Raw genomic sequence first — 25,740 nt, 5'->3', positions numbered from 1 at the left:
CCTTGATCTTAAATGCCTTCGTATATTTGACCATAAAAAACACCCCATAAAAGTTGGATTTTTATGTCCAACTTTTATGGGGCAGTTCAAAGATGGACCGGCTCTTTTATCTTGTTTCTGTTTATTTACGATGTGCGCGTCCCGGGCGACGATTATTCGAACGACGTGTGTTTCCACGTCCTTCTGTCGTCTTCCGTGATCCTTTACTCTGGTCGTGCTGTGCGCGAATCGCCTCTTCAGACAATTCGACGACGATTGGCGTGACCGAGATGTTCAATTCACGTTCCATATCACGGAACGTCCGACCATCTTTCGGTGTCACGATCGAGACGGCAATTCCATCGTTCCCAGCACGTCCTGTCCGACCGATCCGGTGAACATAACTTTCGGCATCGTCCGGTAAATCGTAGTTGAAGACGTGTGTCACACCTGTCACATCGAGTCCACGGGAAGCGACGTCTGTTGCAATCAGGAATTGTGTTTTTCCTTGATAGAACTTCGCCATTGCCTTTTCCCGTTTCCCTTGCGTCAACCCACCATGCAGTTCATCCGTCGGATACCCTTGCATCTGCATTTCTTCGTTTAATTTACTGACACGACGTTGCGTACGGCAGAAAATGATGGCTGCGTATGGACGCATCTCGTCAAGCATCGTCCGTAGTGTCGCCTGCTTGCGACGATCCGTCGTCTCGACGACGAACTGCTCGATCGCTTCTACAGTGATGCTTTCCGCTTCTACCTGCACTTCGACTGGGTTACGCAAATACGTTTTCGCCAGTTCCTCTACTTTAGGTGGCATCGTTGCTGATAACATGACGAACTGGCGATCAACAGGTGCTGCCTCGATGATATCTTCAATTTCTGGCAAGAAACCGATTTGAAGCATTTGGTCCGCCTCATCTAAGACGAGTGTACGTAATTCGCTTAAGTCTAGTGTGCCGCGACCGACATGATCGAGAATCCGTCCTGGTGTTCCGATGATGATTTGCGGCATCCGTCCGAGTCGTTGAATCTGTTTAAAGACGTCTTGTCCGCCATATACTGCGAGAGCACGGTACTGTTCCGTATTGCGAATCAGCTTATGGGTCTCATCTGCGATTTGACGCGCGAGTTCGCGAGTCGGTGCGACGATCAATGCTTGGACCGTTTGCGATTCGACATCGATTTGCTCAAGAATCGGTAAGAGGAACGCTAGTGTCTTTCCTGTTCCGGTTTGCGCCTGTCCAATCAAGTCGCGTCCGTCAAGTAATGATGGAATCGCCTGTTCTTGAATCGGTGTCGGCTCCTTAATGCCTTGTTTTTGTAATTTTTTTATCCACAGGTCACTGATGTGTAATGTTTCAAATGTTGACATAATATATCCTCCTAAAAATTATCCACAGAAAAAAGCTGTGGATAACCTGCTTCGCATAGACAAAAACAGTTATCCACAGCCGTGCTCTATTCAGTATACACAATTTACGCGTTTGTTGCTTCCTGTTTTAACTTCCGATCGAGTATGAACGTGCCGAACGGGATGAATGATGCGATGAACGCAATACCCGCCTTGATGATCGACCAATCGTATTTGAATTTCACAACGGCGAGCCAGATCGCGTACATGACGAATAAAACACCGTGAAGTGCACCAACGACCGAAACTGCTTGTGGAATGTCCGCCATATATTTCAACGGCATCGCAATCAACAGTAAGACTAAAAACGAAATTCCTTCTAATATCGCAATCATCCGGAATTGCCCAAGCGTAGTTCTTAACATCCCGTCACTCCTTTTTCCTGATTCCTGCTCTTAGTATACGGGATGGACGATCCATCTGTGACCTGTGTCACAGGATTGTCAGATTTCGAGTGGTCGTAACCGAGCTTCGATGGCAGCTCGTTTTGGCTCAAGAAACGGAGGTAACGCAAGTGTCTCCCCTAATGTTTCAACCGACTCATCCGTCGCAAATCCTGGTGTGTCTGTTGAAAGCTCAAACAAGATATGATTCGGTTCCCGAAAGTAAAGGGCTTGGAAATAGTGACGATCGACTTTACCGGAGTTCGGTAAGTGATAAGCATTCAGACGTTCGACCCACTTCTCGTACTCCACACTGTTCGGTACACGGAACGCGACATGGTGCACACCACCACGACCGAGACGTTCTCGGTCGAGATCTGGACGTGCCTCAATATGAACCTCTGCTCCGATACCACCTTCTCCAGTTGCATAGACTTCAATCGGTGCAAAGTCACCTGCTAGTGAAGGATAGCGACCAACGTTCCGGAAACCCATCACTTCCGTCAGCACGCGGACCGTTAGTGTCGGATCGTTAACCGTCAATGTCACGGCTCCAAGTCCAACGATGGCATGTTCAGAAGGAATCTCTTCTTGCGGCCATGGGACACCGCCTGCGACACCTACTTCGCCATCTTCCGCGACAAGAATCAAACGCGTTCCTTCCTGATCACGAAACGCCAGTGTCTGTCGTCCAGCACGCTCAATGATTTCGTCATGCTCAACGTCCTTTTCCTCAAACCGTTTTTTCCAAAATTGAAGAGCGGCTGTTGTTTTGACACGAAGAGATGTCGAAGAAATACTCGATGCTCCTGGTACACCCGTTCCAAGATGTGGAATATCGAAAAACGTCAAATCTGTTCCAGGATTCCCTTCCGCGTCTCCATAAAACAAATGATACGATGTCGTGTCATCTTGATTTACTGTCTTTTTAATCAAACGCATTCCGAGTATTTTCGTATAAAATTGATAATTTCGCTCTGCCATGCCTGTTAAGATTGATACATGATGAATTCCAAGTAGCTCCATCTTCGTCACTCCCTGTAAATGATTTGGTAATTGAAGTATAACGCACTAATATCTTGAATTCAAGATATTAGTCTAATAAAAAACCGCCCCTCCGAAAAGGGACGATTGAATAGTTGAAATTAAAGTTTTACGACGTTAGCAGCTTGTGCTCCACGTGCGCCTTCAGTGATTTCGAACTCAACTTCTTGACCTTCGTCAAGTGTTTTGAAGCCTTCACCAGTGATTGCTGAGAAATGTACGAATACGTCTTCTCCGCCTTCAACTTCGATGAAACCGAAACCTTTTTCTGCGTTAAACCATTTTACTTTACCTGTGTTCATGGGAACAACCTCCAAAAATAAATTACTTAATACATATGCTGAGCATATGAAAGGAATTCATTATTGTCCCGAAATACATGGAGCAACGAAAAGATTGTTCGTGACACGATGTGAATCCGTAATGACAATAACAATATTAAGCTAACGTAAGTATAAAATGGATGCGCTTTAAAAGTCAAGTTGCCAGACCAATGTTTTTCCAATTGATTCCACTTCTTCTACGTAACTCAAACAAAAAACAGGTTCAGCTGAAACTGAACCTGTTCTTCTGTTTTTAACGGTGGATCCAGACTGCTCCAGCAGAGTTATCTTTTGCTTCACCGATGACTTGAATTTTCAATCCATTGTTCGGAAGCAATTTCCCTGCATCCGGAATCAACTGGTTGATATACGATTTTGAATCATCAAACTTCGTCACACCTGGAAGACCTTTATAGTCGTAAAGTCCACGTGATGGCGAATCGATGAGCCATGCAGGTGCTTTATCATAACTGAAAGCAGCATCTGCGATTTGGTAACGTGTGCTTCCTGTCGTGACTGGCTTACCATTAAGTGTTCCAACGATTGCTTCAGGATGCGAGTCAACGACTCCGAGGAATCCTTCACCTGGGTGAATGCCAACCCAGTTATCGTCAAAGCTTGAGTCACCATACCAAACGACAAGACCTGTGTTGTACTTGACGCCACGTGCATGCTCAAGTGCTTTATCCGAGCCTGCATAGTTACGCCATTCGAGGTAGTACGCGTTATCAGCATAAGAGAAACCGTCTGAAGCGATGAAACCATCAAGCGTGAACTTCGGTGTACCTTCAGCATCGTCTTCAAAGACGACTTTTCCGTCAACTGTCAATTTCGCGTTATCTAATGCGAAGCCGTCAAGAGCAAGTCCAGCATCTGTAACATATTCGAATTTCAACGTGACTTTCTTACCAGCAAATTCGCTCAGGTCATATGATTTATCGACCCATGCGCCTTTTGTTGATTCGGCACGTTTGTCGCCATCTGTATCTTGATCACCAATCGTATCGATGACTTTCGATTGACCACCAGCAGTCGCCGTGACTGTCAAGAAGTCATAATCGAATTCAACATCATAGAGTGCTTTGAAGTCGAACTTCGCTTCTTTTGCATTCGTCAAATCGAACTCTGGAGATGTCATTGACGTATGCAAATCATTGCCTTTCGTGCTGTAGTAATACTTTTTACCGAATGCTGGATCGATTCCTTTTACCGGTTTTTTCGGTAAGTTCACTTTAATGATCCCTGGATTTTTTGATTTCGTTACGCTTTGGTCGAGGTACGATGCCGTCCCTGCCTTAGTGAGCGAATCAAAATCAATCTGTTGGATGTTCGCCCAGTTTCCACCCATCACGTTTTGGAAGAACTCTTTGTTTTGTGGCGAGAAACTTGTTGGTTCTGTTCCAGCAACTTTACCATTCCAGCTACCACCACTCATGATCGACCATGAAGCGATCGGTTCACCTTGACCTGTGTACTGTGTATCGTACTCATCAGGAAGTCCAAGATCATGACCAAATTCGTGCGCGAAGACGCCGACTGCACCATCTTCTGGTTGAACCGTGTAATCATATGCAGCCATTTTTCCGCCCCAGTAATTGACGCTTGCCGTCGTATCCGCTACAGGATATACGCTACCAAGTGTCCAGCGGTGTGACCAGATCGCGTCGTCACCGAGCTTACCGCCACCCGCTTCTTGTCCAGTACCCGCGTGAATGATCATCAAGTGATCGACGAGACCATCTGGTTCATTTAAGTTACCGTCACCATCCATATCATACTGATCAAATTGATCATATTCTGCTAAGTTAATGCCTGATTTGACAGCAGCATTCAATGCATCTTTAACGAGCCCGCGTGGTCCTTTTGCTCCCGGTAGATTATCATTCCCGCCTTTTGGATCATCTGAACCGTAATCCTTAGCAGTTCCTGGAACCGTTAGCCAGTTCGAAACCTTCCCGTCAACGGAATAACTTCCACCTGATTGCTCTTCGTAATATTGTTTGAATGTCTTTACTTTTTCTCCATTGAAGAGTTTGAATTCCTTATCACCAAACATTAAGTCTTGATAATGTTTTTGGTTGAAGTCATTCGAATACATATATCCAGGCTCCTGCACGACGTTATTATGCTTGAAGTCGCTATATTCGACGAGAAGAACGAGGACTTTATCCGTCCGTGTTGCCCCGTTATAGGCAGCCTGTTTCGCTTTATCAACTTTGACGAAGCCATTCGGATTGCCTTTTTTATAGTTGTCATGCTTTTTCTTTAATTGTTTAGCCAATTGATCTTTCTGTTTCGATAAGAAATCTTTTGTTTTCTTATCGAATGCGGCTTCTTTACTTGATTCATGATGATCATGATCGGCTGCCGGTTTCCCATTCGCCTTTTTATCAAGATACTTTTGAACGGCTTGTTGCTTCGTCGCGGCTGAAGCTGCTTTTGAAATGACCCCACGTTTTTCAAGCACTTTGACTAAACGATCCTGATCGACCGTATTTAAGTCCATTGGTGCACCAGAGGCTGCTTTTTCTGCTGCTTGTACGGATTTTACCTGCCCACCAGGTAAGACCGGACCGACAGCAAAAGCAGCTGCCGTAATTCCAGACAGTACGGCTAAGCTAAGCTGTTTCTTTTTTCCCACGTGAATTGACCCCCTATGTAGTAGTGAAAAGTAAAAGATTAATATACTTTTCTGAATATTCAAATCTTAGTTTATTTTACTTCCTTAATCAATCTTTTCTAAGATAATTAGTGCTTTATGACCATACCTATTTTTGAGTATTAATTTCAAAAGTTTTTCAAAAGATTCTTTCACCTTTTTTTCAAAAAAACACCCTTCCACCGTTTTAGAAAACGGTACGCTGAAAGCACTCTAACTCACTAAAGGGAGGATATAATGAGCGCTTTACAACGTTTTGAACGCTACTTACTAAGAAACTATCTGCTCGGTTCATTCATCGCGGTGTTCGGCGTCGGGTGTCTGTTTATTTTTGAGACCCTTACCTTCACGAGGAATGAACAGTTGATTTTAATGGGTATCATGGGTTTATCTGTCAGTCTGATGTTCTTACTCGAATATATGATTTATTCTCGGCACATCGGTGCCTTACGACGCTTCTTCCAAAACGAGATTCCTTCACTCGCCTCTTTCCAAGAGGCTTATCAAACGACCCATCACTTTCCGGTTCTGACTGTTCAACGCATCATGGGACCACACTTCTTAGGTCTCTCAGTTCCCGCATCACTCCTGACAGCACTCGCAATCTCTCAAGAGTGGTTAAAGATGCCGTACTACTTGATTGGTCTCGCCTGTTTTGGTGCTGTTCTCGTCGCGATTTTACACGGTCTGATTGAATTTTTTCTAACCTACCGCGTTACGGAGCATATGCTCCTCACGTTAGAGAAGTATGCCTTCGAACATGGCTTTGATGTTCCAAGAAAAACGACGGTCGTCACGTTAAAGCAAAAAATGCTGATCAGCACATTGATTATCGGTGTTTTTCCGATCATGCTGTTCGTGCTCGCCTCAGCCGTTCAATTAACGGAAAATGAAAGCCTCCGCTCTTATTGGAGCTGGTCGACGCTTATTTTAATCGTCATCTTATCCGTCGCGACGTTTTGTAGTCTTCTTCTTTATGAGAACATTCGAAAACCGATTGCGATTCTTCAACAAGGCATTCAAGATGTTGAAAACAATCGTCTCGTCTCGTTACCGAATCCGTATTCTGATGAATTCTCGCACCTCGTCTCTGGTTTTAACCTGATGATGGAAGGAATCAAAAAACGCGATGAACAAAATGAGCAATTGCTGGACAGTCTGTTTACGTTATTTGCCGCAACACTTGATGCCCGCGATCCTTATACGGCAGGACACTCGCTTCGTGTCGCTGCTTATTCAGTGGAAATCGCTACGGCTGCCAACCTGCCGTATGAACAAATCGAGCTATTACGCAAATCAGCACTATTGCACGATATCGGAAAAATCGGCATTCGCGACGATGTGTTATTAAAAGAAGGTCGCCTGACTGACGAAGAATTCCAGATCATTCAGCAACACCCCGTCATCGGTGTGCATATTCTATCCCAAGTTCAGCTGCCAAAGACGTTACAACCAATTCTTCCTGGGGTAAAGTACCATCACGAACGCTATGACGGAAAGGGGTATCCGGAAGGACTCGCAGGAGAGGACATTCCACTCTTCGGTCGGATCATGGCGATTGCTGATGCCTATGATGCGATGACATCCGACCGTCCTTATCGCAAGGGAATGCCAGTGGAAAAAGCTTTATCCATCTTAGAAGAGGGCATGGGTACGCAATGGGACGCCACCTTTACGCATCTTTTTCTAGACTTGAAACGTTCGCCGATTGAAGACGTGTCGTAAATACGGAAAGGAGTTTCTCATGCATCCTAAAATCGTGGAACGTCATGAATTTTATTTTGTTGGTCTTGGACTGACATGTGAAGAAAACGAACTGCATACGTTGATGCCGGAACTCTGGCGTGAATTTTCAAGACGCTCACATGAGATTCCTGCAAAACCAGATAGCTATCCGCTCGATATCTCACTCGAACGAAACGGAACCAAATATTCGCAATGTGTTGGATATCCTGTCTCGTCACTTGACGATATTCCAAAAGGAATGAAAGGTCACCGGATTCCTGCTGCTCGTTATGTCTTTTGGAAACATGAAGGACCGGATATTGAAATTTGGAAGTCATTTGAGAAAATTCAGCGCTTTGCCTCGAAACAAGGGATTGAACTTGATCCTAATGACTTTAAGATTGATGAGACTCGGGACGATGTCCACCATCTCTACCAACGGATTCGTTGAACCATTCGCTTGAATGGTTCTTTTTTTGCGTTGAAATATCTTTCATACTTAATAATTCAGTACAGGTACTACGGACTATATTCAGAAAATTCGATTTAATTCGAATGACTTATTCTCGCTTTTTTAATTCTTTGGCATAGTTAGACTCAACCCAAACAAGGAGGCGATTTATTTTGAAAAAGTTTCTCGCTACATCGCTTGTCGCAAGTGTACTTGTCGTTCCTACGGTCGTAGGTGCAGAAGGTCTTCAAGCTGGTAAACTCACGAAAGCTTCGTCAGAACCAGCTGCAACGATCGTTAAAGATTTCGTGAACAAAAAAGGTGACTTTGCTGTTCAGAATGTCGAAAAAGACGGATCTTCGCAGATTGTACGTCTCCAACAAGAAGTGAATGGCGTCCCTGTCTTTGGTAGTGTCGTCGTCGGGAACGTCGCGAAAGACGGTACTTTGAAAGCAATCGTAAACGATGCGATCAACGTCAAAGGAAAACCAGGTCTCGCGAAAAAAGCAACGCTCTCTGAAAAGAAAGCCATCAAACTTTATCAAAAAGCAATCAAGGCTTCTGAATTCGAAGTCGCTCCAAAAGCAGAACTCGTCATCTATCCTGTTAAAAATGATGCAGTCTATGCGTATAAAGTGACATCGACGGTCCTCGCTGGTAAAGAACCATCACGCTGGACATATTTCATTGATGCAAACTCAGGTAAAGTACTTAATAAGTTCGACCAACTGGCACATGCGAAGCCAGTCAACACAGTTACGGGAACAAATGCAGTCGGTACAGGAACAACAGTTCTTGGCACGAGCGCATCATTTAATACAGTGAAGAGTGGCTCGTACTACTATCTTCAAGATTCAACTCGCGGTAAAGGCATCTACACATATGATGCGAAGAACCGCAACACACTTCCAGGAACACTCTGGTCTGACCTCGATAACAAGTTCAATACGACATATGACCGCGCTGCTGTCAGCGCACATGTCAACGCTGCGAAAACATATGATTTCTACAAAAACACATATGGTCGCAACAGTTATGACAACGCAGGCGCTGCCTTAAACTCATCTGTCCACTATTCAACAAGCTACAACAATGCATTCTGGGATGGAACGAAGATGGTCTACGGTGACGGAGACGGTTCAACGTTCACATACCTCTCAGGCGCACTTGACGTCGTAGCGCATGAATTGACACACGCTGTCACAGAATACACAGCTGGCCTCGTTTACCAAAATGAATCAGGTGCAATCAACGAAGCAGTTTCAGATATCATGGGTACGGTTGCTGAATACTCAGTCGGATCGAACTTCGACTGGCTCGTAGGAGAAGACATCTACACACCAGGAGTCAGCGGTGACGCACTCCGCTCGATGTCGAATCCAGCAGCTTACGGCGATCCAGATCACTACTCTAAACGTTACACAGGTACACAAGATAACGGTGGTGTCCACATCAACTCTGGTATCGTCAACAAAGCCGCTTACCTCCTCGGTAACGGTGGAACGTTCTACAACGTATCTGTCACAGGAATCGGCGTGCCGAAACTCGGTGCGATCTACTACCGTGCTCTCAACGTGTACTTGACTCCGAACTCGAACTTCAGCTCACTCCGTGCAGCAGTCGTTCAATCGGCGAAAGACCTTTACGGTTCAACAAGTGCAGAAGCAACAGCTGCAGCGAAATCATTTGATGCAGTAGGCGTCTACTAAGAAAATCTCCTCCCAAAGGATTTTCATATTTCCTCCCGAGTGTCGGACTCGGGAGGTTTTTTGCGCAAAAAAAGACGAATTCGCTTGAAGCAAATCCGCCGTTCATTCATTCTTGTCCAGGATCACGCGCAAGACGTAAACGCATCTTTCCGTTATCCGGGAACACTTTTAGTTGTAAAGATTCTCCCTCGTACCACGTACCATAGCTCGTATCGACGACGGGTTCACCCAGTGTCGATAATCCACCAGTCGAAGCATTCGTCCAGTCAATCGCTTCAATGATTCCATCCGAGACGACGAGCAGATATCCAGCATTCGAGAAGTAATACGTATTGACCGCGTCCTGTTGCGTATTACCAACAGCACCATATTTTGCTTCGAAGTCAGCAATTGGTTTTCCGAGATACTGCTCCGGCTTATCAATCGGTTGGTTGGCAACTGCTTGCGAGAGTGCCGTAAGGACTGCTTTATCTGATGTTCCTTTTGGTGCTTCTAATCGGACATCGGTCTCAGGCAAATACCCTTCGATACTATCGTTGAGTTGCAAGTGGACCATTCCGTCTTTTGCATCCAATACCTCATAGACATCACCTAAATCTGCTTTATAAATGACACTACTTCGGCTTGCATCGCGATAGACGTTCGCGAACGGACGTGTCACCCAAGCTGCTTGCGCATACTCTGCCGCCTTTTTCTTTGATTTCTTCTTCTCTTTTTTCGCTTCTTTTGGATCCTTTGTCGAGGCTGCCTCTTTCTTCGACTTTTCGTTTTTCGTTGCTTGATCCGTCGTTTTCGGCTTCTCAAGCGTCGATGTTGCTTGAGAGACATCGTTATTCGTCAACATATACAACCAGCCACCTACGATGAATAGCGTTGCTAAAATACCGCCAAACGCAATCCCTCGGCGATTGCGTTTCTGTCTCCGTCGTTCTTGTCGAGACTGTCGTTCTTGTTGGTGTTCACTCATGTATGGTTCCTCCTGAAAAGTCGACACAGTTTTTCCCCACTATACCACCAATGTTTACTCGAAATATTTAAATTTCGATGACAGTTCGACCACGATGACGAGAAGTCAGCAGAGCTTCTGCGATTTTAGGTAAGTCGTTCAGTTTTTTGACGTCGACTTCTGGTTCAAGATCGACGCGCCACTCATCCGCTAGCCGTTGCCATAAGATCTCTCGATATGCAATTGGTGTTTGTACCGCATCGATTCCAATCAAACGAATGCCACGCAGGATGAAGGGATAGACTGTCAGCGTCATCTCTGCCCCACCGACGTTACCACACGTCGTCACGACACCACCATACTGTACGAAGCGAATGACGGATGCGAGCAATGGACCCCCTACCGTATCAATGACACCTGAATACGTTCCTTTTTTTAATGGACGGTCTGTTTCTTCTAAGAACGTAGTGCGGTCTAATACCTCCGCCACACCTTTTTTAAGTAATCGTTCTTGTTCTACTCGTTTCCCGGTTACGGCGTGTACTGTATAGCCTAATCGAATCAGTAAGGCGATCGCAATCGTACCGACACCTCCTGTCGCTCCAGTCACAAGGATGGGGCCTGTCTCCTTTGAGACAATTCGTGATAGTTCATCGACTGATTGCGCTGCTGTCAATCCTGCCGTTCCATGTCGCATCGCTTCTAATGGGCGAATGGATTCTGGAAGTGGCGTCACCCAATCGGCTGGTACGCGTATGTATTCTTGAAATCCGCCCGAGGTATTCATTCCAAAATCAAAGCCATTGACGACGACCGCTTGACCGCTTTTAAACCGTTCATCTGTCGTTTGTTCGATATATCCTGCTGCGTCAACGCCTGGTGTATGCGGATAGGATTTCGTCACCCCTCGATTACCCGACATCGATAAGGCATCCTTATAATTGACACAGGAATGCGTGACACGAATTAAGACGTCTCCTTCCGGTAAATCATCGACTTGTTTCGCCTCAACCTTCCCTTCATAGTTCCCATCCACCTCTCGTACGACGAATGCTGAAAAAGTGTGTTTCATGATGTCTCTCCTTTCTCTTGTGCTTCTCTATACCCTGTTGTTTCCATCGACACACTAAAAATCCCTGTCGTTTCTCAAAGAAACGACAGGGAACGGGGACGGAAAAAACATCAGCGTTCCATAGGTGGTCAAAGGTAACAGGTCAGTCTGTCAATGGTTCATGGTCATCGGTTTGCCGTCGCCATCTCTTCTCCACAGAGGAAAATTGAGGTCCGTCCCCTCTCCTTGACGTGGAGTCTCACCACGTCAAGGAGTTACATATAACGTCCACCATCAAAGTCAATTGTCGTTTGATAGTTCGCGGCATTGATCGCATTCGATACTTTGTGTGCTTGCCGTTCCACTTCCTCCGCTTTTAAGCGATAGGCATCTGGATCGAATAAGGCATGACGAATGATCGTCGTCCCTTCAAATCCGTATTGGAACTCGCGTTTTGGTCGACTTGCGAGCATCTGATAATTTTGTGCCTTTGCCCGCAATTGGGTCGCCCACTCGATTGCTTCGACGAGCGGCATTTCTCCTTCATCCGTCACGATGACAGTTTCTAGATTCGCCGCGTAGACGAGACGATCCAAGACTCGCATATCATGACGCACGATGTCCATGGCGGATTCGACGTCGGTTAAGCTCCGGCCTTGTTGTGCGGGGAGTGCTTCTCCCTTTTCTAAATCAATGAACGCTACGCGCTCCATCTCTTCAATCAGCTGATCAAGCTGTTTCCTCAGAATACTCTTTAATTTCACGGCATCTGCTAGGTACATCATCAACTCCCCTTTCCTGTTCCATTTACGTCATTCCTTTCAAAAGGTTTCAATCAAACTGATGGACGAAGGCTCCAAATTCCCCCTGAATCGTTTGCTTGTCCATCTCCGATATCGTAGTATCTCGGTCTGTATAGCGTTCTAAGAGATAGGCTTTTATTAGGACATGTGACGGTTGGAATCCGATACGCAGGCACCATTCCTGAAGTGTTTCTGTATCATGTCGCCGTAAGCGGGTCGGGAGTATCTGATTGAACTGGATGAGTTGTTTACGAATCCAGGCATTTGGTAGCTCGATCGAGTTCTCTTTTATAACAAAGTCGTTGTCTAAGGACTGTAACGGGGTGTCAGTTCTGATCGAGTCCTCATCCTGTTTCTTGGTCTTTCGACGTTTCCGCCAAACGATATAGCTTATGATGAATAGAGGTAGAACAATCAGACTCATCAGTAACATCGATGAGGACGATTCCCCTTTTTCATTTATACCTCGCTTAGCATTTTCAACCCCTACAACGATGAGCTTATTCTTTTTCGGTTTGAGGTCTTTCTGCTTTTTGGGCTTTTCATTCGTGTTCCAAACACGTAAATCTTCGTCATTCTTCGTCTGCTTTTTAGGCAACCACGAAAGAAATGGAATGTTTAACAGCTTGCCGTTTTTCTTACAGTTCGGTTTACACGATCCGTTCGTTTCGACTCCTGACATCTTTATCGCTTGTGGCTTCAATGCTTGAAAAGCCGCTTCCGTAAGCGGCTTACTGATCCCTAATATCAGCAAAATCAATCCGATACCAATTACGAGTCGTTTGCAAAGTGACATCAAAAGTCCTCCTTTTTATAAATCCATTATAATCCAACTGTATAGTTTTAGTGTATTTTTATGGATGTTATGAAACAAGGAATGATTGTTCAATTAGAGGGGAAAAGGTAGACAGACCTATTCAGAGAGGAGAACTATTTCATGTTGAAACTCGATCACACGCATGATCCGTATCAAAATGCGGCGCTGATTCAAGAATACGTTGAAACATCAAGCAACGAACAGGCTGTTCGACAAGCAGAACGACTACTACACGATAGTACATTTATTGCACCACGACGTGATCCTAACCTCAGTCGAACACTTCGTTCGATGATCTCACCGTTATTTTTGACAAACCGTGATAAACATATTTTACCGCTGACACCAGCTTTCGTAACGCCACACGATGAGATTCGACCGAGTTGGTTCGGGCGGCTCAATCATGAGTTCGAACGTTTGATCAGTGAAGTCGAAATCGTTGATATCACTTCCTATGGTGCGGTCGGTGATGGACAGACAGATGATACACAAGCGTTCATCGAAGCCCTCGGTGATGGACATCGACAAGTCCATGTTCCAGCCGGTACGTACATCGTTCGAGGAATTCGTTTACCTAGTTATACGATTTTAACGGGAGCTGGCAAAGGGAAAACGATTATAAAGATGCACGATGACGCACCTAAAGGACGACGTCTTGTAACGAACCAAAATTATCTCCTTGGCAATCATCACCTGCTTGTTGAGAAAATGACGCTTGATTGGAACATCAAACGAATCGGTGACGCAAAGAAAAGTAGCACATGGGGCAATCACTCCAGTTGTCTCACATACGCACATGTCACTTATGGTTGGGTCTTTGATGTTGAAGCTGTCAATCCAGGACTCCATTGTTTTGATATTTCGACACCGTATTACAATTACAACGGGGACGGTGCTCGAGCGAACTTAAGTAGTTCATTCATCTGGTTCGATGGATTAACCGGTTACGGGTTCGGAGACGACGGGATCACGACGCATCATAGTGACCATCTCTTCATCTCGAACTGCTTTATGCATGACCCAAGTGGACGTGCCCATGCAGAAGGTTTTTCCAATTCGAACGGGATTGAAATCGATGATGGGTCACGCGATGTCTGGTTATTCAATAACGCATCAAGTCGTTGCTTCGGTGGACTTGAAATCAAGGCGCATGCGACCTCTTCTGCTGCCTCAACTGTTAAAATCGTTGGTCATTTATCAATTGATGACCACCGTGCCTTTAATTTTCGCCATATCGGGCATCATCAAGCAAGTGATCCAACGTCTCAGACGGCTTACAATATCATCGCAACACGCTTGATTGCTCAGACTCCTCAATATACGGAGCTATATACGAATTCAAAACCGCGCGCACTCGTCGTTTCCGCTTATCGTAATGTCGTCATTCATGATTTCACGGTGCTAGGTGATCCGTATTATGACTACCAAGAACAGCCAATGATCGGAATACAATATAAGGCGCGCAACGTTACGATCAGTCAGTTAAAAATGAGTGGATTTCGCCACGCAAAAACGGATATTCAAATCTTTGGTGGAGAAAACGGAGCTGAGGATGTACGCCTTCGGGATATCCGGATCGAGGATTCTGCCAAACACGGGATTACGATCGGTCCTGACATCAATCGCGTTAAGTTAACGAATGTGGCACTAAAAGGAGATGGGACGGTTGGCTTGAATGCTAAATCGGAACCGGAAATGGAACGGTTCATCGCGACCGGATTTAAAGTACCGATTCGTGCTCAGTCGACGCAAGCATGAACAAAACGACAGGATGGACTGTGGTCCATCCTGTCGTTTTCATTGGGATCGAATGTACGCGAGGACACGTGTATCAATCGCACGATCCGCTTGTTCGCGCATCTCAAAGTTTTCCGTATGAAGATATGTCCGGAGCGCTTCTTCGAAATCACCGCGATAGCCAAGTGTCAATAATTTATCCATCAACTCCGACTCTAACGCATCATCGATGGGCTTGATTTCTTCCGGCTTACTCGGTTGTAGGTAAAGTGTGTGCAATTGATAGATGCGTTCGAGTTCTTCAATTGGATTCGGGTGATCATCAACACGTAGATCAATATAGCGATCGTTGAATCCACCGTACCCGCCACCTTCCTTGACGACGAGCAGTGCTGCTGATTGCATTCCACGTGAGTCCCCGCCTGCTGCTTGCCCCGCAGCCAACGCACGCAACAACCGTTCTGCGAGTGGCCCTTGCGTCGATTCAAAGACACGTGCCATCTCTTTGACCGTATTGCCATCTACAAGAATATTCCCTTGCGCCGCAAAATGTTTCCCCGCAATTCCGCCTGCCCAGTCGTTACATCTCTCTCCCGTAAAAGTCGCACTTTTGCCATTCGCATCGATGATCCCGACCTGGCGATCCGCTCGTCCTTCATCTGCTTCCGTCAATCGACGGAGCACTTCGTCCGCTGAAGCGCCTTGTTCAATCATCCGCAATCCTTCAGGACCATACGTCGTGTTTGCAAACGACTGTGTCGCTACCGCACCCACTCCTGCCTTCGCAAACGGAACAGCACTCCCGACCGCTAAAAACTTCGACTGAACGGCAACGCCCCATGCTTGTTCTTTTTCACAATACCCAACGATTGAATATGTCACTTCAGTTCCCCCTTTAGTCATTACCTATTCCGTTCGTGATAACGCTTCCCGATTCCTGCAACTGAAAAACCTTCCAGACACATGTCCGGAAGGTCGACTTCATTGAATACCAAGTGTCACAGCGAGTAATAAGGCAGCACATGCCAAGGCAATCCAAATCGCGAAGAGTTTCCAAACGAAGCGTAACCATTTCTCATACGGAATGCCTGCAATCGCGAGAAACGCCATCAAATGTGCGCTCGTCGGGAAAATCATGTTCGTCAATCCATCCCCATATTGGAATGCCAAGACAGCCACTTGACGCTCGATTCCTAATAAATCGGACAATGGTGCCATGATGGGCATCGTCGTCGCCGCTTGTCCACTTCCCGATGGAATGAAGAAATTCGTAATCAATTGCACGGCGTACATCCCGATGACGGCAAAGAACGTCGGTAAATGTCCTACGGCATTCGATAAGCCGTAAATGACCGTGTCAATGACACGACCTTCTTCAAGAATGACGACAATCGCACGAGCAAAGCCAACGATCAATGCACCGAACGTCACGGCTTTCGCCCCGTCAATCAAACTCTCGAACGTACCGTTCACACCAAGCGTAACGATTCCCGCAATCATCCCGATGATCAAGAAGGATGCGGTTAATTCCGTCAAATACCAGCCCCACTCAAAGATTCCGATCACATTGAGCGTGATCCCACCGATTAAAACCAGTAAGACGAAAGCATGACGTTTCGAAAAGCGCGAAATCGTCGTCGCTGCTTCTTCCGAACGACGTTGTTCGAGATCATAAACAAGACTGCGCGCCGGATCATGTTTGACTTTCCGTGCGTAGTTCATGACATAAAGAATTGTCACCGCTAAAAATACGATATACACAGCCGTTCGATACCCGAGACCACTAAAGAGCGGTACTTCCGCAATTGATTGAGCGACACCTACCGTAAACGGATTCAGCATCCCGCCAGCAAAACCAACCGCCGCTCCTAAACTAACGATTGCAGCTCCTGTCATCGCATCATATCCAAGTGCACGCGCTAACATGATCCCAATCGGCACGAAGATGATCGTTTCCTCTGCCATACCAATCGTTGCTCCGGCAATCGAAAAGACGAACATCGTCATCGGAATCATGATGTGCCCTTTTTGACCAAATCGACGGATTAATTGATTGATTCCCGCTTCAATAGCACCGGTTTGACGAATGATACCGAAGACACCGCCAACTAAGAAAATGTAAAAAATGATCGCAGCACCCGCTTCCATGCCTTGCGGAATTGCTTCAAATAAACCAAAGAGATTGACAGGCGCAGACTCTACCGCGCGATATGTACCATCGATGACGACAGTCTGTCCGTCTTGCTTTTCACGATCGAATTGTCCTGCTGGAAGTGTATACGTCAAGATGACTGAGATGATGAGAATTGCCATGATAATGGCGTAAGTATGAGGCATCTTGAAGAATGATCGCTTCGACCCTGGTGCATTCGTTCGTTCATTCATGATAAAAGCCTCCTTTTTGTGTCTTTATAAGAATAATGCCCTAATCAGGGAAAAACTAACAGTTTCAATGAAATGTCATATGATTGTAAAAGAAAAGTGGAATACTGCTAACTTAAAGTTTCGTTAAAAGTAGAGGCTTTGATCAACCGTGTCGCATGAAACAAAAAAGGAAGGTATTTTAGGCCATGAACCCCGAATACCTTCCTTATGTGTTACGTCAATCTCTTATGATTATGCATGGAATGATTGAACATCCAATGGTTTAGCAAGAGCTGTTTGAGCAAATGCAACGAATTGTCCGAAATGAGCACTTGTGTTATGAGCTTCGATCGCAGCTTGGTCTTCCCATTTTTCAATCATCATGAAGACATTTTCGTCTTCTGTACTTTGGAACAGATCGTAGCTGATGTTTCCAGCTTCAGCACGCGATCCTGCTACTAATGTTTTAGTTGCTGCTAAAAATTCTTCTCGTTTTGCGGGTTGTACTTCTAACTTTGCTTCGATGGCGATCATCGGAAAGCCTCCTTTGTAATTTCGTTAACTTAAGCATCGTAGCACCTCCCGATTCGTTACGCCATAAAGATGCTCGGACGATTGATGATATATAATTACGGGTAATTACAGAGGGAATTATTACTTTTTACCACATCAGAGAAGGGAGCAACGAAGATGCGTGTTGAGGTATTTTACTTTGAGGATGACGGACATATTCCGAATAACCCTAATTTTCCGGTGTTGATTTATCGGCATGCATTTGAAGAACCGTCACGCATCGAACAGACTTTCCATTCACATGACTGGCGCAATAGCTGGGTGGATGGCATTTTTGATTTTCATCATTATCATAGTATCGCCCATGAAGTGATTGGTATTCTCGAAGGACATGCGACCGTCCAACTCGGTGGTCCACTCGGTAAGACCTTCACCTTGACGAGTGGAGACGTTCTCTTACTTCCTGCAGGCACAGGACACAAAGCGCTTGATACAAGTCGACACTTCCGTGTGGTCGGTGCCTATCCGAATGGTCAAGACTACGATACGTTGACCGGTCAAACAAGTGAACGCCCGGAAAACCTTCAGCGTATCCGCCAGGTAATGCGTCCCAAAAAAGATCCCGTCCTCGGTGATCATGGTCCCTTATTTGAGCATTGGTGACGTCTCTTTCTCTTGAAGAAGACGTTTTTGTTCGGAGTTCGCGTGGTAAACCCTACTATTGTCTATCTACTTAAAGGAGGAATTCAATGAACGCAACAGAAAAGACGCTAATACTCGCTGCATTAAAACAAAAAACAGTGACGTTTCCAGATCAGACGCACGTTCGGGCACTTGGACAAGGCACATGGCGGATGGGGGAAGAATCGGAGAAACATGAAGCTGAAATCGAAGCACTCCGCGTCGGTCTCGATAGCGGAATGGAACTCATCGATACGGCAGAGATGTACGGGGAAGGCGCCTCTGAAGAATTAATTCGCGACGCAATCGCTGATCGACGCGAAGAAGTCTTTCTCGTCTCGAAAGTTTATCCTCATCATGCTGGTGGGGAAGCGTTAAAAAAAGCTTGTTCCAAATCGCTTGAACGTCTCGGTACGGATTATCTTGATCTCTATCTTCTTCACTGGCGTGGCGACATTCCACTAAAGGAAACCGTTGAAGGACTGGAAGCCTTAAAACAAGAGGGCAAGATTCGCCGTTGGGGTGTATCGAACTTTGACGTATCAGACATGAAAGAACTGTTGGCGCTACCAAACGGTGACCAGTGTGCTGTCAATCAGGTACTCTATCACCTCGGCTCACGCGGAATCGAGTATGAACTGCTCCCGTTACTACGCGAACATGGTATTCCAGTAATGGCGTATTGCCCACTAGCTGAAGGTGGTTCACTGCGTGATCAACTCCTGAATCATCCGACCGTCGAGGAACTCGCTGAGACACATGGTGTTGAACCGGCACAGATCTTACTTGCTTGGGCGATGCGTGAAGGTGACGTCATCGCAATTCCTAAAGCAGGACAAGCACATCATGTCGAAGCCAACGGTCGCGCCGCACTTTTGAATTTAACAAAAGAAGAGCTAGCTGCACTTGATCAAGCGTTCCCAGCACCAACAAAAAAAGAACCACTCGATATCGTTTAAGGAGGTCATTTTCATGACAAAACATGTTCAACTCGGTCAATCTAACCTATTCGTTCACCCAATCGGTCTCGGGACGAATGCTGTCGGTGGACACAACTTGTATCCAAATCTCGATGAGCAAGCCGGACGCGATCTCGTTCGTGTCGCGTTACAGCAAGGGATCAATTTCCTCGACACAGCTTTCATCTACGGACCAGAACGTTCGGAGGAACTCGTCGGTGAAGTCTGGCACGACACGGTCGCTCGAGAAGATGTCGTCCTCGCGACGAAAGGTGCGCATCAGTTCGTTGACGGAAACGTCGTCATGAACAACTCACCTGACTTTCTCCGTCAATCGGTCGAAGAGAGTTTAAAACGTCTTAAAACAGACTATATCGATTTATATTACATCCATTTCCCAGATGAGTCGACACCGAAGGACGAAGCCGTCGCTGCACTTGCTGAACTAAAAAAAGAAGGAAAAATTCGCGCGATTGGTGTCTCGAATTTTTCACTCGAACAACTGAAGGAAGCGAACAAGGACGGACATGTCGACGTCTATCAAGGAGAATACAATCTGTTTAAACGGGATGCGGAAAAAGAGTTACTTCCGTACATCGTTGAGAACGGTATGTCCTTCGTTCCGTACTTCCCACTCGCCGCTGGGTTATTGGCAGGGAAATATACGAAAGAGACGACGTTTGATGATTTACGAAAAAACGACCCGTTGTTCCAAAAAGACGTCTTTGAACAAAACCTCGCAAAAGTCGATCAACTGCGTCCGATCGCAGACGCACACGATGCGGAAGTCGCACACGTCGTACTCGCGTGGTATTTGGCACAAGATGGCATCGATGCCATCATTCCTGGTGCGAAACGCCCGGATCAGGTGACAGATACGTTGCGTACGTTAGACGTTCAGTTATCGCAAGAGGATATCAAAAAAATCGACCAAATTTTTAGCTGATCGTTCTCTTCTTATACACATGAGCAGAATAGGCGAAAAATCATGCTGAACTTCGTATGATGGAGGCATGGAGGCGATTGATCATGAAGCACCATTTTCATTTAACTGCAGACTGGCCGGGAAATCGCAATGATGTCGGTCAGATCGAGACAGGTGAGTTAAAAACAAAAATTTCAATTCCGGACGCTATGGATGGTCCAGGGGTTGGCACGAATCCAGATGAGATGTTGCTTGGGGCAGCTGCTACATGCTATATCATCACGCTTGCCGCAATGCTTGAGCGTAGTAACATCCCAAAAGTCTCCTTAACGATGGAATCTGAAGGCATTGTTGATGTCACGAACGGCGTCTTCACATACGATGCGATCATTCATCGTCCGAAACTCTTATTACCAGCCGATCTGTCGGATCGTGATGTGGAGAAGGCGCAACGTCTCGCTGAAAAAGCAGAAGGTTCGTGTATGATTACGCGGGCACTGGCTGGTAATGTCAAAGTATCGCTTGAGGCTGTTGTAGAACGTGTGTCAGTTAATTTTTAATTAGAAATCAAATACTCCTTTAACTGTGCATTTTCTAAATTACAGTTAAAGGAGTATTTTTTTACTGAACTCAATAGCGATAAGGAGTCTTCAAAGAACTTTGTATCTTCCTTTTTAGCATCTCGTAAGAGGCATATTCATCTTGTCTCATTAATTTATGAATCATTCGATGGCAACTTGCACATAATAGAGCTAAGTCTTCAGTCTGAGTATCTGTTATACCACTTATACTTAATTGATTTTTATGATGCGCTTCAATATAACCTTTCCCGATAACTCCATAAACTTCCTCATAGTTCATCTCACAAATATCACAGAATAATTGCCCAGCATGTTCAATTGCAAACTGTTCTTTTGCTTTTTTAACTACTTTTGCATTTCGTTCTGTTATGTAATGCGTAGCGAGTCGCTTTTCGCCTTCTGTATAACGCTCATCTTCCAGTAGACTTTCAGCAATGTGCGAGTTAAGTACTTCACTTTCGTCTGTATAGTAGTCTATTTGAAAAGCAAAGTATTCTTTAAATTTGCTTTCGAAAGTATCAAACGTCATAAAGGGATGAAATTTTTCCAGTTTAAATGATTTATCTGAACCGTTCAGATCTTTTTTTAAGTTGATTACTTCATTTTGATTCAGCAATACAAATTGTATATCATCTATTCTGACTAACTCCTCCTCAGTAGTAATACAAAAAATAAGATAATCATATTCGGTTACTTTCGTATCTCGAATTCCATACATTCCACCCGTTGCCCCTCTTATTCCGATACGTTTCCCATCTAAAATTTGCTTATTCTTTTCTGATTTAAATGATACATTATATTGATCAGACAACGATTTTAACCACTCTTTTGTTAACTTTTTCATTACACTTACAATGTCTTTTTGCACGATCTATCCCCACTCTCGCTTTATTTGGAAGATTTTATTTATGATCAAAAAACAAAAAAATCAAAAGATCAACATAGGATTGATTTTAGGGATATCATTTTTTTATACCCAGTTATCCACATGTGGATAACTCCATTTATGGTATACTTATGCCACTTATCCACAAGTAGAAATGAGGAAACTTACATGTCTCGTGAACTTTATCCGATCGTCGTCAAACCAGAATGGATTGAATCGATTCGAAGCGGGTATCCCGCGTTACGCAAGGAAATGTTCGAAGCCTTACAACATGTCAAAGAGGCAGGCGGACTGCTCCATCTGATGACAGAACATAAAGAATACCTCGCGACTGGTTATTTTGGCAAGCAAGAAAAAGGTGTCGGTTGGACTCTCTCCATGGACGAGCAAGAAGCGATTGATGTCGACTTCTTCAAACAACTTTTTGAACAAGCATTAGACAAACGAAACGAATTTTTTGAAGAGTATTCAGAAGCCTTCCGTATCTTTAACGGTGCAGGAGATGGTATCGGTGGTTTGACGATTGATTGTTACGATCATCATTACCTTATTACATTCGAAAATGAAGGCATCTATACATTCCGTCCACTGATTCTTGAAGCTCTTGAATCACTACTGAATTACAGAAGCATTTATGAAAAACGAGATTTCCTCGTCGATCTTCAACCCGTCAAAGGCGACGACTTTTTGAAAGGGGAACGAGGCGATTTTCCTGAAGTCGCACAAGAATACGGTGTGTTGTATGAGTATGACTTGGATGCTGGTATGCGGACTGGTTTTGACATTGCCCAACGTGAACTTCGCCGAATCCTTCTCGATTCCGTCGAACGAAAAACCGTACTTAATCTCTTTTCTGATACAGGAACATTAACGGTAGCTGCCCTTTATGGTGAGGCTGCTCAAACGACAAGCGTTGATTTCTCGACACGTAGTCGAAATAAGACAAAAGATAATCTTGTGTTGAACAGTTTTACTCCTGAGAAACAGAAGATTTTAGTTCAGGATGCGTTCGACTACATCGAACAAGCCGATAAGAAGACTCGTTTTGACGTCGTCTTATTCCATCCACCCGTACAAGTCAATACACGAACACGTCAGTTTCGGACTGAACAGGATCTCGCTCTTTGGATCCAAAAAGTCATTCATTTGGCGAATCGCGGAGGACTGCTTGCGATTACGACAGACAGTCCCGCTCTTGATGCGTCACAATTGAAAAAAGCTGTGGAGCAGGCGTTCAACAAGTTGCGTCAAAAATTTGAAGTCGTATGGGAGCAGCCGGAGCAGAAAGATTTCCCGACTCCTCCTTCCATGCCACAACTCGCTCCAAAAAGTATTCTTGTTCGCCGTAAATGACGTGTTATCTAAAAAATCCGCTACTGAATTTTTCAGTAACGGATTTTTTATATTTTTAACAGGAAATGTAAAATGAATGGAGAATCATTTTTAATGGGTTGGATATACACTCACTTTACCAAAGTGTGATGTTCGATCAAATCGTTGATAGAGATCGTTCAACGCATCGCGTTCATAGGGAATCTGCTCTTCAATCCGTATTTCAATCATTCCTTCTTTCACTAAATGCATGAGTTCTGCTAAGTGACGTTGCTGTTGTTTCATCTCCTCTACTTTTCCTTTCAGCAACGGAAGCGCGACGAACACAGCTTCAAGTGACAAGGCTTTACTATGCATCATCGTTAAATCTTGTGTCGTCCGTGTCGCGATCGAAATGATGCGTCCCCGCTCTTTTGCGAGTATGAACGATTCTTGTAAATGGTCACCACCGACTGTATCAATGATGACGTCGAATCCATCCAGATCGAGTCGTTTGAGCAATGTTTCAGCTGATTCTTCCTTATACCGGTGAACGTGAATCCCTTTTGCTTCTAGCCAAGCTGCCTTCTCGTCAGAAGAGGCACTTGCTGTAACGTCACACCCATAATGACGAGCAAGTTGAACGGTAAGATGTCCTACTCCACCCGTTCCGCCTGCTACATATACGCGGATTCCTGGGGTAATCGCGATTCGCTCTTTTAAAATTTCCATTGCTGTCAATCCAATCACCGGTAAACAACCAGCAACCTCAGCCGATACCCCTTCCGGTCGTAAGACTGCCATTTGTTCAGGCACAAGCATTTCTTCCGCTAACGCACCGGCGCGTTTTCCAAGTCCACCGCCGAATGCGACGATGCGATCGCCGACAGAAAAAGACGTCACCCCCTCCCCGATTTCAATCACTTTCCCCGTTACATCACCCTGGAGAATTCCAGTCGTTGAAGCCGCCGCCACATGTCCGAAAAACATCTTCGTATCAAGTGGATTGATGCTTGACCCCTCGATTTGAACCCGTAATTCGTACTTCCCCGCTTTTTCGGGTGTGACGTCTTTTTCTGTAAGTGATGCATTTTTTCCGTACTGATCGACTACGAATGCTCTCATGAAGAATTCCCCCTTTTTCAATATTAGTCTATCATGATTCAGAATTCTCTCACATTAGTCGTTCATGCTATGATGAAGATATCTTATGACGAGAAGGGACGTTTTTGATTTGAAACAAGAATTGATTGATCGTCTAACTACATACGTGAAAGTCGATACACAGTCGAACTATGAGAGTATGACTGTTCCAACGACAGAAGGGCAATGGACACTAGCTCGTTTGCTCGTAGAAGAATTAAAGACAATTGGCATGGAAGAAGTCACCGTTGATGATAATGGTTATGTCATGGCGACATTACCTGCCAATACAGACGCAGACATTCCTACAATCGGTTTTCTCGCTCATCTCGATACAGCGACAGACTTCACAGGTACGAATGTCCGTCCACAACTCGTGGAAGCGTATGACGGACATCCCATCACGTTAAGTGAAGTGCCATCCGTCATTCTATCGCCAACTGATTTTCCTGCACTGCACAACTACGTCGGTCACACCTTGATGACGACAGATGGGACGACATTACTCGGAGCCGATAATAAAGCCGGAATCGCAGAAATCATGACAGCCATGCATCATTTGATTTCACATCCGGAAATTAAGCATGGTCGTATTCGTGTTGCCTTCACACCTGACGAAGAGATTGGTCGTGGACCACATCACTTTAATGTCGAAGCGTTCGATGCCACGTATGCTTATACGGTCGACGGCGGTCCGCTTGGTGAGCTTGAATACGAGAGCTTTAATGCGGCGGCGGCTAAAATCGTCTTCCACGGAACAAATGTCCATCCGGGAACAGCAAAAGATAAGATGGTCAATTCGCAGAAACATGCGATGGCGTTCCACGATCGTCTTCCCGGAGAAGAGTCTCCTGAATTCACGGATGGTTTTGAAGGATTCTTCCATCTGATTTCATTTGACGGTTCGGTCGAAAAAACGACGCTCGACTACATCATTCGTGATTTTGATCGTGAAGCCTTCGAGGGACGGAAACACTTCTTGTCTGCCCTTGTCGATGAGTGGAACAAAAAGTATGGTGCTGGTAGTGTGGAAATCGACTTACACGATCAGTACTACAACATGCGTGAAAAAATCGAGCCCCACATGCACATCGTCGATATCGCTCATGCAGCGATGGAGTCGCTTGACATCACACCGATCATTAAGCCGATCCGTGGTGGAACGGATGGCTCACAACTTTCATACATGGGTCTTCCGACACCGAACATCTTTACCGGTGGCGAGAACTACCACGGCAAGTTTGAATTCATTTCGGTCGATAATATGGTCAAAGCAACACAAGTGATCATTGCCATCGCTCAAGGATTTGAACAGGCTTCGCGCTAATCAAAAAGC

24 protein-coding genes are annotated in these 25,740 nt (G+C 45.2%); 10 read left to right on the top strand and 14 right to left on the bottom strand.

Annotated features, from left to right (window positions below; genetic code table 11):
- Window positions 1–121: 121 nt before the first annotated feature.
- From HZS85_RS14250 to HZS85_RS14230, 5 genes are all read right to left on the bottom strand, one after another.
- The gene (locus HZS85_RS14250; RefSeq protein WP_023469749.1) at window positions 122–1,354 is read right to left on the bottom strand and encodes a DEAD/DEAH box helicase; all 1,233 of its coding nucleotides are present in this window, start codon (window positions 1,352–1,354) and stop codon (window positions 122–124) included.
- A 104-nt stretch (window positions 1,355–1,458) separates the two neighbouring features.
- Window positions 1,459–1,758, bottom strand: a complete 300-nt coding sequence (locus HZS85_RS14245; protein WP_035411945.1) for a DUF3817 domain-containing protein — start codon at window positions 1,756–1,758, stop codon at window positions 1,459–1,461.
- Between the two features lie 78 nt (window positions 1,759–1,836).
- Entirely contained in the window at window positions 1,837–2,802 is a 966-nt protein-coding gene (locus HZS85_RS14240) for a ring-cleaving dioxygenase (protein ID WP_214856609.1), read from the bottom strand.
- A 119-nt stretch (window positions 2,803–2,921) separates the two neighbouring features.
- A complete protein-coding gene (locus HZS85_RS14235) occupies window positions 2,922–3,122 on the bottom strand; it encodes a cold-shock protein (protein WP_023469752.1) in 201 nt (66 codons plus the stop codon).
- 274 nt (window positions 3,123–3,396) lie between these two features.
- Window positions 3,397–5,784 carry an immune inhibitor A domain-containing protein gene (locus tag HZS85_RS14230; RefSeq protein ID WP_214856608.1) on the bottom strand — a complete coding sequence of 796 codons (2,388 nt, stop codon included), beginning with the start codon at window positions 5,782–5,784 and terminating at the stop codon, window positions 3,397–3,399.
- Between the two features lie 255 nt (window positions 5,785–6,039).
- Between HZS85_RS14230 and HZS85_RS14225 the strand changes: the two genes are divergently transcribed.
- The 3 genes from HZS85_RS14225 (at window position 6,040) to HZS85_RS14215 (ending at window position 9,687) form a co-directional block, all read left to right on the top strand.
- Window positions 6,040–7,527, top strand: coding sequence for an HD domain-containing phosphohydrolase (locus HZS85_RS14225; protein WP_214856607.1), 1,488 nt, complete (start codon window positions 6,040–6,042; stop codon window positions 7,525–7,527).
- A 19-nt stretch (window positions 7,528–7,546) separates the two neighbouring features.
- Entirely contained in the window at window positions 7,547–7,978 is a 432-nt protein-coding gene (locus HZS85_RS14220; RefSeq protein ID WP_214856605.1) for a GyrI-like domain-containing protein, read from the top strand.
- Between the two features lie 173 nt (window positions 7,979–8,151).
- Window positions 8,152–9,687 (top strand): M4 family metallopeptidase, encoded by a 1,536-nt coding sequence (locus tag HZS85_RS14215; RefSeq protein ID WP_214856604.1) that lies wholly within the window; start codon window positions 8,152–8,154, stop codon window positions 9,685–9,687.
- Window positions 9,688–9,793: 106 nt separating this feature from the next.
- Here HZS85_RS14215 and HZS85_RS14210 read toward each other — a convergent pair whose 3' ends face one another.
- From HZS85_RS14210 to HZS85_RS14195, 4 genes are all read right to left on the bottom strand, one after another.
- The gene (locus HZS85_RS14210) at window positions 9,794–10,654 is read right to left on the bottom strand and encodes a hypothetical protein (RefSeq protein ID WP_214856603.1); all 861 of its coding nucleotides are present in this window, start codon (window positions 10,652–10,654) and stop codon (window positions 9,794–9,796) included.
- Window positions 10,655–10,721: 67 nt separating this feature from the next.
- On the bottom strand, window positions 10,722–11,705 hold the full coding sequence (locus HZS85_RS14205) for a YhdH/YhfP family quinone oxidoreductase (protein WP_214856602.1): 984 nt from the start codon (window positions 11,703–11,705) through the stop codon (window positions 10,722–10,724).
- Between the two features lie 254 nt (window positions 11,706–11,959).
- Complete coding sequence (locus HZS85_RS14200; protein WP_214856617.1) at window positions 11,960–12,466, bottom strand: hypothetical protein; 507 nt, start codon at window positions 12,464–12,466, stop codon at window positions 11,960–11,962.
- 49 nt (window positions 12,467–12,515) lie between these two features.
- Window positions 12,516–13,283, bottom strand: a complete 768-nt coding sequence (locus HZS85_RS14195; RefSeq protein WP_214856601.1) for a hypothetical protein — start codon at window positions 13,281–13,283, stop codon at window positions 12,516–12,518.
- A 141-nt stretch (window positions 13,284–13,424) separates the two neighbouring features.
- Between HZS85_RS14195 and HZS85_RS14190 the strand changes: the two genes are divergently transcribed.
- On the top strand, window positions 13,425–15,062 hold the full coding sequence (locus HZS85_RS14190; RefSeq protein ID WP_214856600.1) for a glycosyl hydrolase family 28-related protein: 1,638 nt from the start codon (window positions 13,425–13,427) through the stop codon (window positions 15,060–15,062).
- Window positions 15,063–15,101: 39 nt separating this feature from the next.
- On the opposite strand, the gene HZS85_RS14185 is transcribed toward HZS85_RS14190, so the two are convergent.
- From HZS85_RS14185 to HZS85_RS14175, 3 genes are all read right to left on the bottom strand, one after another.
- Entirely contained in the window at window positions 15,102–15,923 is an 822-nt protein-coding gene (locus HZS85_RS14185) for a DUF1028 domain-containing protein (protein WP_214856598.1), read from the bottom strand.
- Between the two features lie 99 nt (window positions 15,924–16,022).
- Window positions 16,023–17,426: a YfcC family protein gene (locus tag HZS85_RS14180; RefSeq protein WP_069940101.1), complete on the bottom strand. Its 1,404-nt coding sequence runs from the start codon at window positions 17,424–17,426 to the stop codon at window positions 16,023–16,025.
- 231 nt (window positions 17,427–17,657) lie between these two features.
- Window positions 17,658–17,939, bottom strand: coding sequence for a putative quinol monooxygenase (locus HZS85_RS14175; RefSeq protein ID WP_214856597.1), 282 nt, complete (start codon window positions 17,937–17,939; stop codon window positions 17,658–17,660).
- Window positions 17,940–18,095: 156 nt separating this feature from the next.
- Here HZS85_RS14175 and HZS85_RS14170 point away from each other — a divergent pair, with 156 nt between their 5' ends.
- The 4 genes from HZS85_RS14170 (at window position 18,096) to HZS85_RS14155 (ending at window position 21,043) form a co-directional block, all read left to right on the top strand.
- On the top strand, window positions 18,096–18,581 hold the full coding sequence (locus HZS85_RS14170; protein WP_214856596.1) for a cupin domain-containing protein: 486 nt from the start codon (window positions 18,096–18,098) through the stop codon (window positions 18,579–18,581).
- A gap of 86 nt (window positions 18,582–18,667) precedes the next feature.
- Window positions 18,668–19,558 (top strand): aldo/keto reductase, encoded by an 891-nt coding sequence (locus HZS85_RS14165; RefSeq protein ID WP_214856595.1) that lies wholly within the window; start codon window positions 18,668–18,670, stop codon window positions 19,556–19,558.
- 13 nt (window positions 19,559–19,571) lie between these two features.
- A complete protein-coding gene (locus HZS85_RS14160; RefSeq protein WP_214856594.1) occupies window positions 19,572–20,504 on the top strand; it encodes an aldo/keto reductase in 933 nt (310 codons plus the stop codon).
- Between the two features lie 83 nt (window positions 20,505–20,587).
- Window positions 20,588–21,043 (top strand): OsmC family protein, encoded by a 456-nt coding sequence (locus HZS85_RS14155; RefSeq protein WP_251138001.1) that lies wholly within the window; start codon window positions 20,588–20,590, stop codon window positions 21,041–21,043.
- 70 nt (window positions 21,044–21,113) lie between these two features.
- On the opposite strand, the gene HZS85_RS16990 is transcribed toward HZS85_RS14155, so the two are convergent.
- Window positions 21,114–21,932: an HNH endonuclease gene (locus tag HZS85_RS16990; protein WP_214856593.1), complete on the bottom strand. Its 819-nt coding sequence runs from the start codon at window positions 21,930–21,932 to the stop codon at window positions 21,114–21,116.
- Window positions 21,933–22,118: 186 nt separating this feature from the next.
- On the opposite strand from HZS85_RS16990, the gene HZS85_RS14145 reads away from it, so the two are divergent.
- Entirely contained in the window at window positions 22,119–23,303 is a 1,185-nt protein-coding gene (locus HZS85_RS14145; RefSeq protein WP_214856591.1) for a class I SAM-dependent rRNA methyltransferase, read from the top strand.
- Window positions 23,304–23,393: 90 nt separating this feature from the next.
- Here the strand turns inward: HZS85_RS14145 and HZS85_RS14140 are convergent, their stop codons facing one another.
- Window positions 23,394–24,386, bottom strand: a complete 993-nt coding sequence (locus tag HZS85_RS14140) for a zinc-binding dehydrogenase (protein WP_214856590.1) — start codon at window positions 24,384–24,386, stop codon at window positions 23,394–23,396.
- Between the two features lie 109 nt (window positions 24,387–24,495).
- Between HZS85_RS14140 and pepT the strand changes: the two genes are divergently transcribed.
- Window positions 24,496–25,731, top strand: coding sequence for a peptidase T (gene pepT / locus HZS85_RS14135; RefSeq protein ID WP_214856589.1), 1,236 nt, complete (start codon window positions 24,496–24,498; stop codon window positions 25,729–25,731).
- Window positions 25,732–25,740: the final 9 nt, after the last annotated feature.

Source organism: Exiguobacterium sp. s130 (assembly GCF_018619055.1).
Classification (GTDB): domain Bacteria; phylum Bacillota; class Bacilli; order Exiguobacteriales; family Exiguobacteriaceae; genus Exiguobacterium_A.
Note: the sequence above shows the minus strand (reverse complement) of the source record. Positions and strands in the feature narration are given on the sequence as shown.

Excerpts from the sequence above, each read along its gene's own strand:
- HZS85_RS14250 (WP_023469749.1), bottom strand. The coding sequence starts at position 1,354 with ATGTCAACATTTGAAACATTACACATCAGTGACCTGTGGATAAAAAAA.
- HZS85_RS14245 (WP_035411945.1), bottom strand. The coding sequence starts at position 1,758 with ATGTTAAGAACTACGCTTGGGCAATTCCGGATGATTGCGATATTAGAA.
- HZS85_RS14240 (WP_214856609.1), bottom strand. The coding sequence starts at position 2,802 with ATGGAGCTACTTGGAATTCATCATGTATCAATCTTAACAGGCATGGCA.
- HZS85_RS14235 (WP_023469752.1), bottom strand. The coding sequence starts at position 3,122 with ATGAACACAGGTAAAGTAAAATGGTTTAACGCAGAAAAAGGTTTCGGT.
- HZS85_RS14225 (WP_214856607.1), top strand. The coding sequence starts at position 6,040 with ATGAGCGCTTTACAACGTTTTGAACGCTACTTACTAAGAAACTATCTG.
- HZS85_RS14220 (WP_214856605.1), top strand. The coding sequence starts at position 7,547 with ATGCATCCTAAAATCGTGGAACGTCATGAATTTTATTTTGTTGGTCTT.
- HZS85_RS14210 (WP_214856603.1), bottom strand. The coding sequence starts at position 10,654 with ATGAGTGAACACCAACAAGAACGACAGTCTCGACAAGAACGACGGAGA.
- HZS85_RS14205 (WP_214856602.1), bottom strand. The coding sequence starts at position 11,705 with ATGAAACACACTTTTTCAGCATTCGTCGTACGAGAGGTGGATGGGAAC.
- HZS85_RS14200 (WP_214856617.1), bottom strand. The coding sequence starts at position 12,466 with ATGTACCTAGCAGATGCCGTGAAATTAAAGAGTATTCTGAGGAAACAG.
- HZS85_RS14195 (WP_214856601.1), bottom strand. The coding sequence starts at position 13,283 with ATGTCACTTTGCAAACGACTCGTAATTGGTATCGGATTGATTTTGCTG.
- HZS85_RS14190 (WP_214856600.1), top strand. The coding sequence starts at position 13,425 with ATGTTGAAACTCGATCACACGCATGATCCGTATCAAAATGCGGCGCTG.
- HZS85_RS14180 (WP_069940101.1), bottom strand. The coding sequence starts at position 17,426 with ATGAATGAACGAACGAATGCACCAGGGTCGAAGCGATCATTCTTCAAG.
- HZS85_RS14175 (WP_214856597.1), bottom strand. The coding sequence starts at position 17,939 with ATGATCGCCATCGAAGCAAAGTTAGAAGTACAACCCGCAAAACGAGAA.
- HZS85_RS14170 (WP_214856596.1), top strand. The coding sequence starts at position 18,096 with ATGCGTGTTGAGGTATTTTACTTTGAGGATGACGGACATATTCCGAAT.
- HZS85_RS14165 (WP_214856595.1), top strand. The coding sequence starts at position 18,668 with ATGAACGCAACAGAAAAGACGCTAATACTCGCTGCATTAAAACAAAAA.
- HZS85_RS14160 (WP_214856594.1), top strand. The coding sequence starts at position 19,572 with ATGACAAAACATGTTCAACTCGGTCAATCTAACCTATTCGTTCACCCA.
- HZS85_RS14155 (WP_251138001.1), top strand. The coding sequence starts at position 20,588 with ATGAAGCACCATTTTCATTTAACTGCAGACTGGCCGGGAAATCGCAAT.
- HZS85_RS14145 (WP_214856591.1), top strand. The coding sequence starts at position 22,119 with ATGTCTCGTGAACTTTATCCGATCGTCGTCAAACCAGAATGGATTGAA.
- HZS85_RS14140 (WP_214856590.1), bottom strand. The coding sequence starts at position 24,386 with ATGAGAGCATTCGTAGTCGATCAGTACGGAAAAAATGCATCACTTACA.